The 12,355-nt window shown below is 63.8% G+C and carries 17 protein-coding genes; 8 read left to right on the plus strand and 9 right to left on the minus strand.

The window, feature by feature from the left end:
• Window positions 1–46: 46 nt before the first annotated feature.
• The 5 genes from VN047_RS21110 to VN047_RS21135 all read right to left on the minus strand — a co-directional run bounded on the left by VN047_RS21110 (window position 47) and on the right by VN047_RS21135 (window position 4,035).
• Window positions 47–547: a hemerythrin domain-containing protein gene (locus tag VN047_RS21110; RefSeq protein WP_325546186.1), complete on the minus strand. Its 501-nt coding sequence runs from the start codon at window positions 545–547 to the stop codon at window positions 47–49.
• An 81-nt stretch (window positions 548–628) separates the two neighbouring features.
• Window positions 629–1,396, minus strand: coding sequence for a Crp/Fnr family transcriptional regulator (locus VN047_RS21115; RefSeq protein ID WP_325546188.1), 768 nt, complete (start codon window positions 1,394–1,396; stop codon window positions 629–631).
• 163 nt (window positions 1,397–1,559) lie between these two features.
• Window positions 1,560–1,796 (minus strand): DUF6894 family protein, encoded by a 237-nt coding sequence (locus VN047_RS21120; protein ID WP_325546190.1) that lies wholly within the window; start codon window positions 1,794–1,796, stop codon window positions 1,560–1,562.
• A 145-nt stretch (window positions 1,797–1,941) separates the two neighbouring features.
• Window positions 1,942–3,531 carry a guanitoxin biosynthesis heme-dependent pre-guanitoxin N-hydroxylase GntA gene (gene gntA, locus VN047_RS22755; protein ID WP_414712741.1) on the minus strand — a complete coding sequence of 530 codons (1,590 nt, stop codon included), beginning with the start codon at window positions 3,529–3,531 and terminating at the stop codon, window positions 1,942–1,944.
• Between the two features lie 93 nt (window positions 3,532–3,624).
• On the minus strand, window positions 3,625–4,035 hold the full coding sequence (locus VN047_RS21135; RefSeq protein ID WP_325546192.1) for a low affinity iron permease family protein: 411 nt from the start codon (window positions 4,033–4,035) through the stop codon (window positions 3,625–3,627).
• Window positions 4,036–4,245: 210 nt separating this feature from the next.
• Between VN047_RS21135 and VN047_RS21140 the strand changes: the two genes are divergently transcribed.
• Complete coding sequence (locus VN047_RS21140) at window positions 4,246–4,932, plus strand: MgtC/SapB family protein (protein WP_325546194.1); 687 nt, start codon at window positions 4,246–4,248, stop codon at window positions 4,930–4,932.
• Between the two features lie 103 nt (window positions 4,933–5,035).
• Here VN047_RS21140 and VN047_RS21145 read toward each other — a convergent pair whose 3' ends face one another.
• From VN047_RS21145 to VN047_RS21155, 3 genes are all read right to left on the minus strand, one after another.
• A complete protein-coding gene (locus tag VN047_RS21145) occupies window positions 5,036–5,308 on the minus strand; it encodes a hypothetical protein (RefSeq protein ID WP_325546196.1) in 273 nt (90 codons plus the stop codon).
• Window positions 5,308–5,481 carry a DUF3606 domain-containing protein gene (locus VN047_RS21150; protein WP_325546198.1) on the minus strand — a complete coding sequence of 58 codons (174 nt, stop codon included), beginning with the start codon at window positions 5,479–5,481 and terminating at the stop codon, window positions 5,308–5,310. Before VN047_RS21150 ends, VN047_RS21145 begins: the two co-directional genes overlap by 1 nt.
• Window positions 5,482–5,574: 93 nt before the next feature.
• Window positions 5,575–6,321, minus strand: coding sequence for an HAD-IIB family hydrolase (locus tag VN047_RS21155; protein ID WP_325546200.1), 747 nt, complete (start codon window positions 6,319–6,321; stop codon window positions 5,575–5,577).
• A gap of 178 nt (window positions 6,322–6,499) precedes the next feature.
• Between VN047_RS21155 and VN047_RS21160 the strand changes: the two genes are divergently transcribed.
• The 7 genes from VN047_RS21160 (at window position 6,500) to VN047_RS22760 (ending at window position 12,002) form a co-directional block, all read left to right on the plus strand.
• Window positions 6,500–7,618: a glycosidase gene (locus VN047_RS21160; protein ID WP_325546202.1), complete on the plus strand. Its 1,119-nt coding sequence runs from the start codon at window positions 6,500–6,502 to the stop codon at window positions 7,616–7,618.
• 116 nt (window positions 7,619–7,734) lie between these two features.
• Window positions 7,735–9,963 carry a hypothetical protein gene (locus VN047_RS21165; protein WP_325546204.1) on the plus strand — a complete coding sequence of 743 codons (2,229 nt, stop codon included), beginning with the start codon at window positions 7,735–7,737 and terminating at the stop codon, window positions 9,961–9,963.
• A gap of 51 nt (window positions 9,964–10,014) precedes the next feature.
• The gene (locus VN047_RS21170) at window positions 10,015–10,314 is read left to right on the plus strand and encodes a hypothetical protein (protein ID WP_325546206.1); all 300 of its coding nucleotides are present in this window, start codon (window positions 10,015–10,017) and stop codon (window positions 10,312–10,314) included.
• 8 nt (window positions 10,315–10,322) lie between these two features.
• Window positions 10,323–10,622: a hypothetical protein gene (locus VN047_RS21175; RefSeq protein WP_325546208.1), complete on the plus strand. Its 300-nt coding sequence runs from the start codon at window positions 10,323–10,325 to the stop codon at window positions 10,620–10,622.
• A 24-nt stretch (window positions 10,623–10,646) separates the two neighbouring features.
• Complete coding sequence (locus VN047_RS21180; protein ID WP_325546210.1) at window positions 10,647–11,402, plus strand: SDR family oxidoreductase; 756 nt, start codon at window positions 10,647–10,649, stop codon at window positions 11,400–11,402.
• Window positions 11,403–11,421: 19 nt separating this feature from the next.
• Entirely contained in the window at window positions 11,422–11,784 is a 363-nt protein-coding gene (locus VN047_RS21185; protein ID WP_325546221.1) for a hypothetical protein, read from the plus strand.
• Between the two features lie 77 nt (window positions 11,785–11,861).
• On the plus strand, window positions 11,862–12,002 hold the full coding sequence (locus VN047_RS22760; protein WP_414712742.1) for a hypothetical protein: 141 nt from the start codon (window positions 11,862–11,864) through the stop codon (window positions 12,000–12,002).
• Window positions 12,003–12,109: 107 nt separating this feature from the next.
• Here VN047_RS22760 and VN047_RS21195 read toward each other — a convergent pair.
• Window positions 12,110–12,355, minus strand: a 246-nt coding sequence (locus tag VN047_RS21195; RefSeq protein WP_325546212.1) for a DUF72 domain-containing protein, incomplete at its 5' end; no start/stop codon positions are given.

Raw genomic sequence — 12,355 nt, forward strand, 5'->3', positions numbered from 1 at the left:
TCTAACGGCAAGTCAGGAGATGCGGCCTGGCCACAGGATCGACGGCTTAGCCGCGCATCGTCGCCAACTCGGCTGGCGGCAATCCGCCATTTTCGGCCTGCACCTTCAGTTCGTCTTTTCGCGCCAGCATCGCCTGACCGAGCGCTTCCAGATCGACATCGGCGGCGCGTGCCTGCTGGAACATATTGTCTTGCTGCTTTTCCTCTTCCTTGACGTGATGCTTGATCTCCTCGGACAGCACCGTCACCTTCGCGTCGAAAAACTCGTCTTCGGGACCTGACGCCTCGATCTCGTTGATCAGCACCTTCGCGCCGTCATGTTCGACCCAGGCTTCCTTTAGCAGGTCGTCGTCGATCTTGCCCTTGAGTGCAGGGTAAAAGACTTCTTCCTCGATCTGGGCGTGAATCTTGAGTTCGGTGCAGATTTGCTTCGCGAGCTTGGCTTTGCGATCCGAACTCGACGTTTTCTCGAATTCTTCGAACAGGCCTTCAACCGTCCGATGGTCGGCGGCAAGAATATGGGTGGCGTCGAGGTCGATTTGTTTCATGGCAATCTCTCCATTGCCCCCCGGAGGAAACGATAAAGGACCTGCAATGGTTGCGACGGGCGCCTCGCCTCGATCGTTATTTCAGACCGGCTGAATAATGCGGATCCGGTCGTCCGGCTTGATCCGCGTCTGCAGATAATTCGCGTTGAATTCTCCCGCGCGGGCAAGGCCGTCCCAGTCGAGGATCTTGACCTCGCGGTTGCCGGCAATGGCAAGTCCATCTTGACGCAGCGACCGCAGGACGCGGTTGACGTGGACGCTGGTCAGCCCGGCTGCGTCGGCAAGCTGGAACTGCGTGACGGCAAAAGGGAAGGAGAAGATCTGCTTCTGCCCGCGAACGTCGAGCCGCGTCCCAATCTCACATAGCAAGTGCGCTACACGGGTGCGCGCGTCGCGGCGGCCGACATTGATGACCCACTGCGAAAGAATCGCGGCATCGACCATGCAGTCGCGCCAGAGCGCCTCCGCAAGCGCCGGAAACCGCGCGGTCGCTGATCGGATCGCGGCGTGCGATACACGCAGGATGGTTGCGACCGACAACGCCTGTAACGCCGAGGTCGCCTGCGGCTGTACCACCGAATGAAGATTGGCCATGTCACCGGGAATATGAATGGCGGTAATCTGGCGGACCCCGTCGCTATTCTGGTCGAAGCGCCCGACGAGACCATCGACGATCAGGCTCGCATGATCGACATCTTCGCGAAGCCCGACAAAGTCACGGTTCGCTTTCACTTCTGCAAAGTGGCAAGGCAGATCGAGGATCGCGTCCTGCTCTTCGCGCGTCAGCACCGATCGGCTGAGCAGGCGATCGAGGAAGCGTTGGAGGTCGAGCCGGTCGGCGTAGCGCATGAGAGCTCCCGATTTGCAAGCGAGCATTCAACTCTCAGTTACCGAAGCCTGCGGGGCATCGTTTCGGCAATGCCCGGACTTTAACACGGATCAGGATTTAGCCCTAACCCGGATTGTATAACCTAAGTTTGTCATGCGCTGATCGCCGGCCGAGAAAGAAGCGCTAACGCTCGGTCACCGCGTCGGCGAGCAGGACCTTCCCGAGAGGTCGATGATCCGCATCTTCAATTTCAATGGAGGACGACCGGTTTAGCAGACCCGCCAGCACGTCGCCCGCCAGAATATCCCGAAGCGACGCGATCCCCGCTGTCCGCGCCGTCGCGATATCGGCAAGGTCGAGCCCCTCGAGATCCTCGAGAAATTCCGCGCCGTTGCGAAAGTTGAAATAGAATCGCGCCATCGCTTGCACGCTAGGACTTGTTCGCTGAACTGACCACAACAAGCGTTGCAAAGGCGGCATGTTGTCGGCCGTAGGCGTTCTTGAAAATCGTCCCCGATTCCGATCGATCAGGTAGCCGTCGCCCGACCACAGGTACTAGTCGCGGTCAGGCCGCCGGACGTCCAAATGTCGTGACGGCATCCACGAGCATCGCGAGCGCGACGCCGACCGCTGCATCGAGTACCGCATTACGGCCCCGGTCACCGAAATGATGCTCCTCGATCTCGATCGCTTCGCGCATCGCAACCGCGACATAGACCAGACCAACCTCTTCCTCGTCCTGCTGCGGGCCGCAAAAGCCGGTGATCGAAATCGCTATATCCGCGCGGCTGCGTTCGAGCGCACCCTCGGCCATCGCCCGCGCGACCTCGGGATTGACCGCCTCGCAGCGTTCGGCGTCACTTCGTTCGACACCGAGCATCTCGCATTTGGAGTCGATCGAATAAACGATAAAGCCGCGATCGAGACTGGGACCGAGTTCGACATCGCCGGCGAACAGAGCCGCGAGTTGCCCGCCGGTGCAGCTTTCGGCGGTCGCGATGCGCAATTCACTGCCCCGCAGCGCCTCTCTCAGTCGCCCGATGACTGTTTCTCTCGTCCTGTCTCGCACCTTCATTTCGGGCCCCTGCCATGTCCCCGCGCAGCGACAGAGCGTGGCCTTCAAAAGACCCCGATCTTTTCGGGCGCCATTCTTGCGAGTTCGCGGTAATCGCCGGCAAACGGCGACGCGACCGCTGCCGCCATGATTCCGGTGCGCAGCAATGACACCCTGCGACGCGCCAAGCATTGCCATTGCAGTGCGCCCGGTCCCCGAAGGCGACGTGGCGGCCGCAACGATCCGACCCGGTCGCCGCTCCGCTTTCGCGATGGCGAATGGCGAATGGCGAATGGCGACCAGGTCGCGGTCGCCCGGGACCGCGCGCAACCGCTCGCCCTGCTCGGCAGGCTCAGGGATAGTCGAAGCAGCGGGGAGACGCTCAGCCGCCCCGGCCCTGAAGGTGATCCGATATACTGGCACCGCCGCTTCGGCCCGAAAAGGGCAGATCCAATCCTCGCCTACCGCACGTCCCGAATATTGGCGCGCCTCGGAAACGGTGCTGTGCCGCGCGAGCATCGGATTAGGGTCGCCGGCAAGCGCGACGTCGCGTGCGATGATCGTGCTGCGCATCTTGTCGTAGACCCCGCTCGCGCGCAGCTGTTCGAACTGGTCGTGGAGGTTGAAGATGAGCGCCGGCCGTTCGAAGCGGCGCGCCGGACGGCTCGCGCGCGGGTGCAGGCCGACGACGAAAAAAGCCTCGCCGCCGAAGCTCAGCGAGAAATGCGGGTCGTCGGGATCGGCGCTCACGCGCGGGTCGGTGGTCTGGCCGTGCCAATCATCCTTGTCGGTCAGCGACGCGAGCCGGGCCCAGAGACATGCCTCGAAGGCCGTTTCGTCGAGGTTGCCATCCTGTTCGAACAATACCGCGAGCGAGTGGAAGAGCGTCGGTTCGCGCGAATAGGATCGGGCGAGATCGAGAAGATTCGGATAGATGCGCAGATCGTCCCACGCCGATCGCAGGTCGCGGCCGACGACGAACCGGATATGGCCTTTGGCGAGTGCGGACTTCGCACCAACGCAGGGGAATTCAGCCTCGCCAATGAATTCCGTGAAGCGTTTGGCAAGCGGATGATCGCTATCGTCTGTCGGATAAAGCATGATCCCGCAACGGTCGAGTACCGGGGCGGGTTGCGCCGATTGATCCATGTTGTACCGAGTTCCGATCGGCGCCGAACGGGCCCGATCGCCGATCTAATAGCGCTGCAGCAACCGCTCGACGGTCGGTACCGCCAAGCCGTCCCTCCCGCCCGCATCACGAATATCCTTCTCGAGGGCGTGCCGGATCGCCTCGATCTGCGCATCGGTCAGATGCTCGATCCCGACGAACTCCGCCCGCGCCTTGTCGAGCGACCGCAATATCTCGTCGAGCTTGGCCTGCATCGCCGCGCCGTCGCGGTTCTGGCTGTTCTGGATCAGAAATACGGCGAGGAAGGTCAGCACCGTGGTCGCGGTGTTCACGATCAGCTGCCAGGTATCCGAATATTTCAGGAGCGGTCCGCTCGCGCCCCAAATAATGACCAGCAGTATCGCGATGATGAAGGTCTGGGGCTGGCCCATGATACGCGCGCATTTCGACGCGATCTTGGTGAATGTCTCGTCCATTGTTCCTGTCCGGTCGGGTGTGACCTGCCGGGAGCGGGCGGGCCTTCGGCTTCCGAACGGCCAGCGGCGGCTGTGCGTTGCCCCGATTGATCGAGGTTAAGGCGTTTGTACCGCTCGTCGCTCCTTTGAACGGGCGCCCGGCGAAACCATGCGCCGCCTCGCGGGTTCGAAACCGGGGAACGCGCCGTGCTCCGACGCAGGAAGAGATATATGCAGTTGCTGAGCCCAGACCTTATCTGGCCGATTGCGGGAGCGATCATCGCCGGTGCGGTTATCGGCGCCGAACGCGAATATCGTGCGAGCCCAGCGGGCCTGCGGACCCATATTCTCGTCAGCCTGTCCTGCTGTCTGCTCATGCTTTCGGCGGCGCATCAGATGGCCTGGCTCAACGACGCGCCGCTCGAGGTCGTGCGCATAGATCCCGTCCGCATGGCGCACGGCGTCCTTACCGGAATCGGCTTCCTGTGCGGCGGCGTCATCTTCCGCGAAGGCTTCAACGTTCGCGGGCTGACGACGGCGGCCTCGCTCTGGATGACCGCAACGCTCGGGATGTTGTTCGGTATCGGTTTTTACGAACTTGCCATTTTCGGCGCGGTCGCCACCGTGCTGGTGCTCGCCGCCGTCACGATCACCGAGCGGCGCGCGCCGCAACGCCGCGTCGTTCACCTCAAGGCACGTTATACGCGATCCGCAGCTATCGAGCCGCGCGCGTTCAACGCGCTGCTCGCCGATCATGGTCTTCGCTCGATCACGACCGAGCAAAATCTGTCGGACGGCATAATCGAATATGGGGCGATCGCCGATGGCTATGACGAAGAGCGCGGCGAGCGGCTTGTCGCGGCGCTTGCGAGCGATACCAATGTGCAGGGTTTCGAGATCAGGCCGCAGCAGGCGTAGCCGCCCCGGGCGCTCGGCGCAGCCTGCCGGATCCGCTGGTCTCCCCGATTGTCGGTTCGCGGCAGCGTAGGCAGGCGCCCGCATCACCGCCTGCTTTGCTGGCTCAGAATTCCGAGATTGTCTCATCCTCGATCGCCGCATGGATCATCCGGTCCCACACAGCGGCATCGCCGACGGCGAGCATGCGTCCGCTCGGCTCGCGCAGCGTGCGCAGTGCCGCGAGCGCCGCATCCGTATATTCGGGCCAGAGCGCGTTGACCGCCTCGCTCGCCGACGTCATGTCGCCTTCCGCATTCTTGCTGAGCGCGTGCCCCGCAAGAGCGCGTGCGACGCGTTCGACGGGGGACGTCGCCGCCCGATCAAAATCGATTTCCATCAGCCGACCTTCAGATATTCGCGGACCTTCCCGGCGCTGTTGCCGACCGCGTCAACCGCTTCGCGAAGTTCGCTTTCGCTGACGCCGAGGCTTGTCGTCCAGTCCCGGATTTCATGATCTTCGCCGAGGCTGATCCGGTCGGGCGAACCGGTATGATTCTTGTCGTCGGACATGATCCACTCCTGTGCGTGCCACGGCTTCAACGCCCGCTTGAGCCGCAAGTTGCGACACACTCTTCCATCCCTGCGAAGGACAACCCCAACATCCTAATTGCTGCAGGCAATGACGGTCGCGATTACCGCCAGCGTCTCCCGGGGGTCGCGCACGCGCACCGTGTCGAGTCCAAGCTCAAACGCAGAATAGTCGTTGCCGCCGGGAAAGATCGCATCGCCGACGAACAGCATCGCATCGAGTTCGATCCCGCTTGCGTCGCGCAGTTTCGTGAGCCCATAGGCCTTGTCGACGCCTTCGCGGGTGATGTCGATCGACGTCGCGCCGCCCATATTGATTGAAAGACCGGGCAGGCGCCGCCGCAGATCGGCCTGGATGACCCTCCGTTTCGCGAAGTCCGGATCCCATATCTCCTTGGCCTCGATCGGCGCCTCCTGTCCGAGCGCCGAGAAAGTGATCTGGCTGCCGCGATCCTCGATCCGCTCGCCCCACGTCTGCTCCGGCACGAAGCCCGTCGCGACCAGTGCGGCGTCGAAAGCCTCAAGGATTTCCGACTTCTGACTTTCACCGAAAAGTTCGGCATAAACCGGCTGCCAGCGACCCTCACGGTGCGTGTAGAGCTTGGTACCGGTGGTCGGCAGGAGCCATAGCCGTTCCAGATCGGCGCGCGCGGGCAGCCGGCTCGCGACCTGCTTGTCGAACTGCGGCCAGTCGCCGCCCGATATGACCGCAACGTGCACGGCGGCGAGCAGGTCGGCCAGCGCCTCCCCCATGTCTTCGCCGAGCGGCTGCTTGCTTTCGGCGAGCGTTCCATCGAGGTCGAAGGCGACGAGCTGCTTCATGCGCATGAACTCCCGGGAGCTGGATTGTCGCGTCGGCGGAGGCCGGGCGAATGCGACAACAATCGATCCGCGGCAGCGATAGTTCCCGCGCCGCCCGTCGCCGCCGGAACAATGGATGCCGCCAAGGCTTATCCTCTCGACCGGCCCGCGCGGCCGCCCCTTTGCGAGAGGCCCCGTCATGCAATTTTCCGTCGACCGCCTGATCTTCGGACCCGACGACGTCGATCTGGCGCGCTCGCCGCTCGCGGGGCATTTCGATGCGGAGACCTATGTGCTTGGCGCATTCAATCCGGGCCTAACGCGTCTCGCCAACGGCAACCTGCTGATGATGGTGCGCATCGCCGAGGCGTTGCGGCAACCAATCCGCGAAGGCCATGTCCATTGTATTCGCTGGGCGGAAGGCACCTACCGGCTCGACGCCTGGCCGCTCGAGATGTGCGATACCGCCGACCCGCGCAAGTTCATGGTGCGGGGCGGCAGCTGGCGCGTCATGGCACTGACCTCGCTGTCGTGGCTGCTCCCCGTCGAACTCACGCCCGATGGCCTTGCCATCGTTGCCGTCCATTACGAGCGGGCGATTGCGCCGCACGCCGATTTCCAATGCTATGGCCTCGAGGACGCCCGCATCAGCCGCGACGGCGACCGCTGGCTGATGACGACCTGCTCGGTGAGTCCCGAGCGGCATTCGACGACGCTCTACAGTTCCCCTGACGGGCTCGACTGGCACTTCGAAGACATCGTCCTCGATCACCAGAACAAGGACATGCTGATCTTCGAGGGGCGGATCGACGGCCAGTATTGGGCGCAGACGCGCCCGCTCGGCGATCTCTACTTTGCTTACCCGCCCGGATCGGAATGGCGCGCCGGTCCGTCGATCAATCTGGCGACCTCGCCCGATGGGCTCCACTGGAAGCCGCACCGCGCCCCGGGCATCCGCCCCCACGCCGATACGGTAGCGACCGCGCGCATCGGCGGCGGCGCGCCCCCGATCCTGACCGACGATGGCTGGCTCACGCTCTGGCACGGGGTCGAACCGAAGGAGATCGTCGGGATCTACCGCACCTATTGGTCGATCCTCGATGCACGCGATCCGGCCCGCGTGGTCCGCACCGATCACGAGCCGCTTCTCGAAGCGGCGCCCGACCTCACCCGTCCGATCGAGGAGAAGCTGTATGTCCGCGACATCGTGTTCACGACGGGCATCGCCGATGCGGGGGATCATTATGTCGTCGCCTCCGGCGAAGCCGATCTCGCATGCCGGATCACCCATATTCCCAAGGCGGCCTTCGGCCTGTGACCGCCCTTTGCCCGGAAGAAACCTACTAACCTCGATCAACCAGCGGAACGAACGCCGCGACCTGCGCCTTACCTGAGGAGACGATGTCGCCAGCGAAGCGAAGGACGAAACGACGCATGAAGCCGAGCGCGCTACCCGAAGGCATGACGGCAGTTACACCGCACCTGCTTGCGCTGCGCGAGGATTTTGCCTCCGCGCGCGGCAGACCGTTTACGGCTTTCAACGTCGGCGATCTCACCGCGGAAGTCCGCGAAGCGGGCGAAGCACTGTGGCTCTTGATCCGGCGTGCCGGTCAGGGCGGCGTAGCACTCCGCGCCGCGTGCTGGGCGGGTGACGCCAGAATTGCGACCCTCAAGCCAGAGCCCGGCGAGATTGCGCGCCTGCGCGTCGAGAGCGGCCTCGGCGATCATCTGGTGATCGTGCGAACCGGCGCGCGAACGCTTCCCTTTTTCCGGATTACCAGTCATTTCACGCCGTCGGTACCGACGCGGTTGCCCTATGTACCGCGCGACCTTTACGTGCTCGATCGGCAGGACGATCCGCTCGGCACCGCGGGGCGTGTTCATGCGGCCCAGCGCGGGCTCAACGCGGGGCTTCTTTATTTCGGGGTCGATAAGCCGGCGACTGGCAGCTTTTTCTACTTTCAGAACCTGACCGCGCTCAACGCCTATTGTCGGGCGACCGGAACCAAGCCGGAGGATGCGGTCGGCGGCGAATGGCCGGAGCTCGGCTTCCTCCTGCCGACGCCCGAGACCAGTGCCGACGCGGCGAGCAAGACGCTCGCCGCCGGCGAGACCGTCATCCTGTCCGATGCCATACTGCTCGCGCGGCCGGACGATCCGGTCGACGAGCGCGACTGCGCCCGCCATTTTCTCCAGATGCTCGGCGGCGCCTATCAATTGCTCGACCTGCCGCCGACCGACTTTCGCGACTGGATCGGGCGCGCCGAACGGACGTTGCGCGATCTGGACGAAGCGCCCGAGGCGACCATCCGTCATTATGGCCATCGCTATGTCCATCCCTACACGGGTGCCGAATATCCGGACATCATGGTCCAGATGTCGATCGTCCAGGCGATCCACGACTGGGGCGAATGGGTCGGCGAGCCGCACCCGCTCGAGGGCGAGTTCAAAGCGGGCCTCGGCAAGTTCTACGATGCGAAGCTGAAGACACTGCGGCGCTATCTCCCCAATGTCGGCGACGACAAGGATGCTGATGCGGTCGACAGCTGGTATCTTTACCATCCGCTGCTCAACCTCGGGCGCCTCGCTCTCGGCGGCGATGCCGCGGCCAGGTCGCTTTTCTTCAAATCCCTCGACTACGCGATCAAGGCGGCACGTCATTTCGATTATAAGTGGCCGATCCAGTACAAGGTCACCGACTTTACGGTGATCACCGAAACCGCGGGCGCCGACGGGCGCGGCCAGACCGATGTCGGCGGCGTCTACGCGTGGGTGATGCTGCAGGCCTTCGAACTCGATGACGACAAGCGCTATCTCGACGAAGCGCGCGCCGCGATCGATGCCGCGATCGGCCTCGGGTTCGGTATCAACTATCAAGCCAATCTCACGGCCTGGGGCGCCGCAGCGTGCATGCGCCTCTGGCGCATCACCAACCGCGCAGTCTATCTCGAGCAGAGCTATGTTTATCTGGCGAGCTTCTTCCACAATAGCGAGATATGGGAGAGCGAGCTCGGCCATGCCGTCCATTACCGCAACTTCCTGGGGGTCACCTGCCTGCAGGATGCGCCTTATATGGCGATCTACGAATGTTTCGACAGCTTTGCGGCGTTCGAACATTATCTCGACGACAGCGGACCCGATCTCGAACCCGCAGCTCGAATGCTGATTGCGGAATATTGCAAATATGCGCTCGACCGTGCGTGGTATTATTATCCCGACGCGCTGCCGCCCGAAGCCATTGCTGACGAGCAGCGCGAACATAATGGCCATATCGACCGCAAGCTGTCCTTCCCGCTGGAGGATCTCTATCCCGACGGCCAGCCTGCAGGTCAGGTCGGCCAGGAAATCTATGGCGCGGGCGCAGCCTTCATCTTTGCGACGCGCGCCTTTCACAAAGTGGAAGACGCGCCCTTCCTGCTCTATTGTGACCATTTCGTCCGCGCGATCGAGCGCACCGACACGCACGCGCTGTCGGTCACGCTCGACGGAGGCGAGACCTGTACCGCGCGGCTGAGCTTCGTGCGTGCGAAGCGCCGAAAGCTGCCCCGCACTCATGTCGCGACGGTTGATGGCGACGTGCTGCGGCCGCACGAGCAGTCCGCCGACCGGATCGATTTTCTGGTTCCCGCGAACGGGCGCCTCGTCCTGCGATGGGAGACCTGAACGGCACCCGTGAATTTTCACGACGCGATTTTCAAGGAAGTGGAGCAGATCATGGCAAGCGCAGCAGCATCCCGCCCGCGCGGCGGCAATTCTTCGGGTTTCGGCAAGCTCCTCGGCATCGTCACGCTGGGCGCACTCTTCTGGTTCACGCGCAAAACGGCCGCGACCGAAGCGCCGAAGGGCGACGACCATGCAACCGCTTTTGCCGACAGTGAAACAGACCCCGAGAATTTCGACCAGACGCGCTCGGCGGGTCCCGGCGGCATGCGCTCGAAGCCGCGCCGCGAATCGGATCGGGTGGACCAGGCGACGGACGAGTCCTTTCCGGCCAGCGACCCGCCTGCTTATTGAGCCGCTCGATGCACGATGCCAGCCCCTCGCTCGTCAAAACAATGCCGTCAGGCGACTCCCGCCGCGATGCGAGGACAGGCCGGGCCACCTATACGCTCTGCTACGACGACGCCGCGCTTGGCCTGCCCAAGCGGATCGAGTTCGAAGCGGAAAGTCCGGCAAAGGCGCTCGAGATTGCGGGAGGCGAAGCCGACGGCCGGCAAGCGCTTCTCTTCGTCGATGGCGAGCCGCTGTGCCGGCTTGTGAAGGCATCCGCCGCCGAGACGCACCCCACTGGATCGTCGCGCGTGGCGAAGGCCGTTCTTTAGCCATTTCAAAGGGAAGGTTTTACGATGATCGATGAAAGCGATGCGCATACCGAAGCGCCGGAGCTCGACGGCCGGCGCGCCATCATCACAGGCGGGACCACGGGAATCGGCCGCGCGATCGCGGTGCTGCTCGCAAGCTATGGCGTCAGAGTCTTCGTCTGCGGCCGAACCCCCGAACATCTCGATGACGCGCTGCAACGCATCGGCGAGGTGGGAGAAGGCGACGGGATCAATGTCGACCTTTCGGTCGCCGAAGATGTCGATCGTTTCTTCGAAGCTGCGGACGCCTTTCTTGGCGGCATCGATATTGCGGTCATCAACGCTGCTGTCCCCGCGGCCGCGCTCGCCGATTCGGGCGAGAGCGAGACGCGATACCAGCTCGACACCGACCTCACCGCCTATCTGATCTGCGCGCAGGAAGCTGCGCGCCGCATGGAGAGCGGAAGCGATATCCTCTTCATCGGATCGATGTCGGCGGTGTCTCGGAAACCGGGCAGTTCGATCTACATCGCCGCGAAAGCAGGGATCGAGGGCTTCGTACCGGCGTTTCGCAAGGAACTCGCCGAAGAGGATATCAAGGTCGGCCTGATCGACCCCGGCTTCACCGGCGCCGATTTCCAATATCCCGAGTTTCCGCCCGAAAAGCAGAAGGAATTGATCGGCAAGCACCAGATGCTGCGCGCAGAGGATATCGCGGTCGCAGCGCACTTCATGCTCACCCAGCCGCGCCGCACCGCGGTTTCACTGATCCGCGTCGAAACGCGGCTCGAACATCCCTGATCTATCGAGGAGAACGACGATGTCCGACACCACCCCGCGCGGCCCGCTCGGCGATGCGCGCCCCGACGACAAGGCCCGTGCGCCCACGCCCGGATCGCTGCCGCCCGAAAAGGTCGAGGATCGCGGTAATGTTGGCACGGCACGCCCCGAGGATTACCCCAAAGAGGAGCGCGACGATGGCGACGTCGCCGCCGCCAACCGCGGACACCGCGCCAACAAGCAGGGCAGCGGGCCGGTCAGCGGCAGTAGCGCGGGTGCGGGCGGCGGCGGCAACCCCGAGGATTACGATTCGGATCCTCAGGCGGGCGGCGGGCATCAGCCTGTGCGCACCGACAACGGACCGAAGACGGGCGCCGACGCGCCGGTGGGTGGCAGCCGCTAGAAGGACCGGCCGGCGTGCCGTTCAGCGAGTCGGCGCGGGATAGCGGACCGCGTCCTCCCCGGATATAGATCGAGCTTATGCGGCTGTCGGCCGCCTTGAGTTCGGCCTCCATCGCCTCGATCAACGTCTCGGCCTCGCCCATTGGCAGCGCATCCTGGAAATCGGCGCTGACGGCGACGAATATCGCCTCGGGGGCGGTGTGGATCTTTTGGACATGATTGAGGGTGTCTCGCGGCATGCCTGCCAAGCGCAGATACCGTCGCCGAGGCCGAAGATTGCGGAGGACGGGACCGCGCGCAGCAACTCGAGAAGCGCACAAATTGCGCTAGGTTAATCGCGTTGTCAGCGCGAGCGCATCGCCGACCGCCGCCATTGCCGCTGTATTGTCGAAGATACACCAGGCCGGCCCGGTGGAAGCCGCACGCCGGAGCAGCGCCGCCAGCGCATCCAGCCGCTCGCTCCCGTAGGGCGAACGATAGATGTCCGGCGAACCATGGAGGCGCCAATAGGAGAAATCGTCCGCGCCGCCCGGAAGGTCCGCGCCGGCCGCGCGCGCCGGATCGGCGGCGAC

It is taken from the genome of Sphingopyxis sp., from assembly GCF_035565275.1.
Classification (GTDB): Bacteria; Pseudomonadota; Alphaproteobacteria; order Sphingomonadales; family Sphingomonadaceae; genus Sphingopyxis.

Bases quoted from the DNA above. Each gene is read 5' to 3' on its own strand.
- VN047_RS21120 (WP_325546190.1), bottom strand. From the start codon at position 1,796: ATGGCGCGATTCTATTTCAACTTTCGCAACGGCGCGGAATTTCTCGAG.
- VN047_RS21180 (WP_325546210.1), top strand. From the start codon at position 10,647: ATGATCGATGAAAGCGATGCGCATACCGAAGCGCCGGAGCTCGACGGC.
- gntA (WP_414712741.1), bottom strand. From the start codon at position 3,531: ATGCTTTATCCGACAGACGATAGCGATCATCCGCTTGCCAAACGCTTC.
- VN047_RS21135 (WP_325546192.1), bottom strand. From the start codon at position 4,035: ATGGACGAGACATTCACCAAGATCGCGTCGAAATGCGCGCGTATCATG.
- VN047_RS21150 (WP_325546198.1), bottom strand. From the start codon at position 5,481: ATGTCCGACGACAAGAATCATACCGGTTCGCCCGACCGGATCAGCCTC.
- VN047_RS21145 (WP_325546196.1), bottom strand. From the start codon at position 5,308: ATGGAAATCGATTTTGATCGGGCGGCGACGTCCCCCGTCGAACGCGTC.
- VN047_RS21115 (WP_325546188.1), bottom strand. From the start codon at position 1,396: ATGCGCTACGCCGACCGGCTCGACCTCCAACGCTTCCTCGATCGCCTG.
- VN047_RS21175 (WP_325546208.1), top strand. From the start codon at position 10,323: ATGCACGATGCCAGCCCCTCGCTCGTCAAAACAATGCCGTCAGGCGAC.
- VN047_RS21140 (WP_325546194.1), top strand. From the start codon at position 4,246: ATGCAGTTGCTGAGCCCAGACCTTATCTGGCCGATTGCGGGAGCGATC.
- VN047_RS21185 (WP_325546221.1), top strand. From the start codon at position 11,422: ATGTCCGACACCACCCCGCGCGGCCCGCTCGGCGATGCGCGCCCCGAC.
- VN047_RS21155 (WP_325546200.1), bottom strand. From the start codon at position 6,321: ATGAAGCAGCTCGTCGCCTTCGACCTCGATGGAACGCTCGCCGAAAGC.
- VN047_RS22760 (WP_414712742.1), top strand. From the start codon at position 11,862: ATGCGGCTGTCGGCCGCCTTGAGTTCGGCCTCCATCGCCTCGATCAAC.
- VN047_RS21170 (WP_325546206.1), top strand. From the start codon at position 10,015: ATGGCAAGCGCAGCAGCATCCCGCCCGCGCGGCGGCAATTCTTCGGGT.
- VN047_RS21160 (WP_325546202.1), top strand. From the start codon at position 6,500: ATGCAATTTTCCGTCGACCGCCTGATCTTCGGACCCGACGACGTCGAT.
- VN047_RS21165 (WP_325546204.1), top strand. From the start codon at position 7,735: ATGAAGCCGAGCGCGCTACCCGAAGGCATGACGGCAGTTACACCGCAC.
- VN047_RS21110 (WP_325546186.1), bottom strand. From the start codon at position 547: ATGAAACAAATCGACCTCGACGCCACCCATATTCTTGCCGCCGACCAT.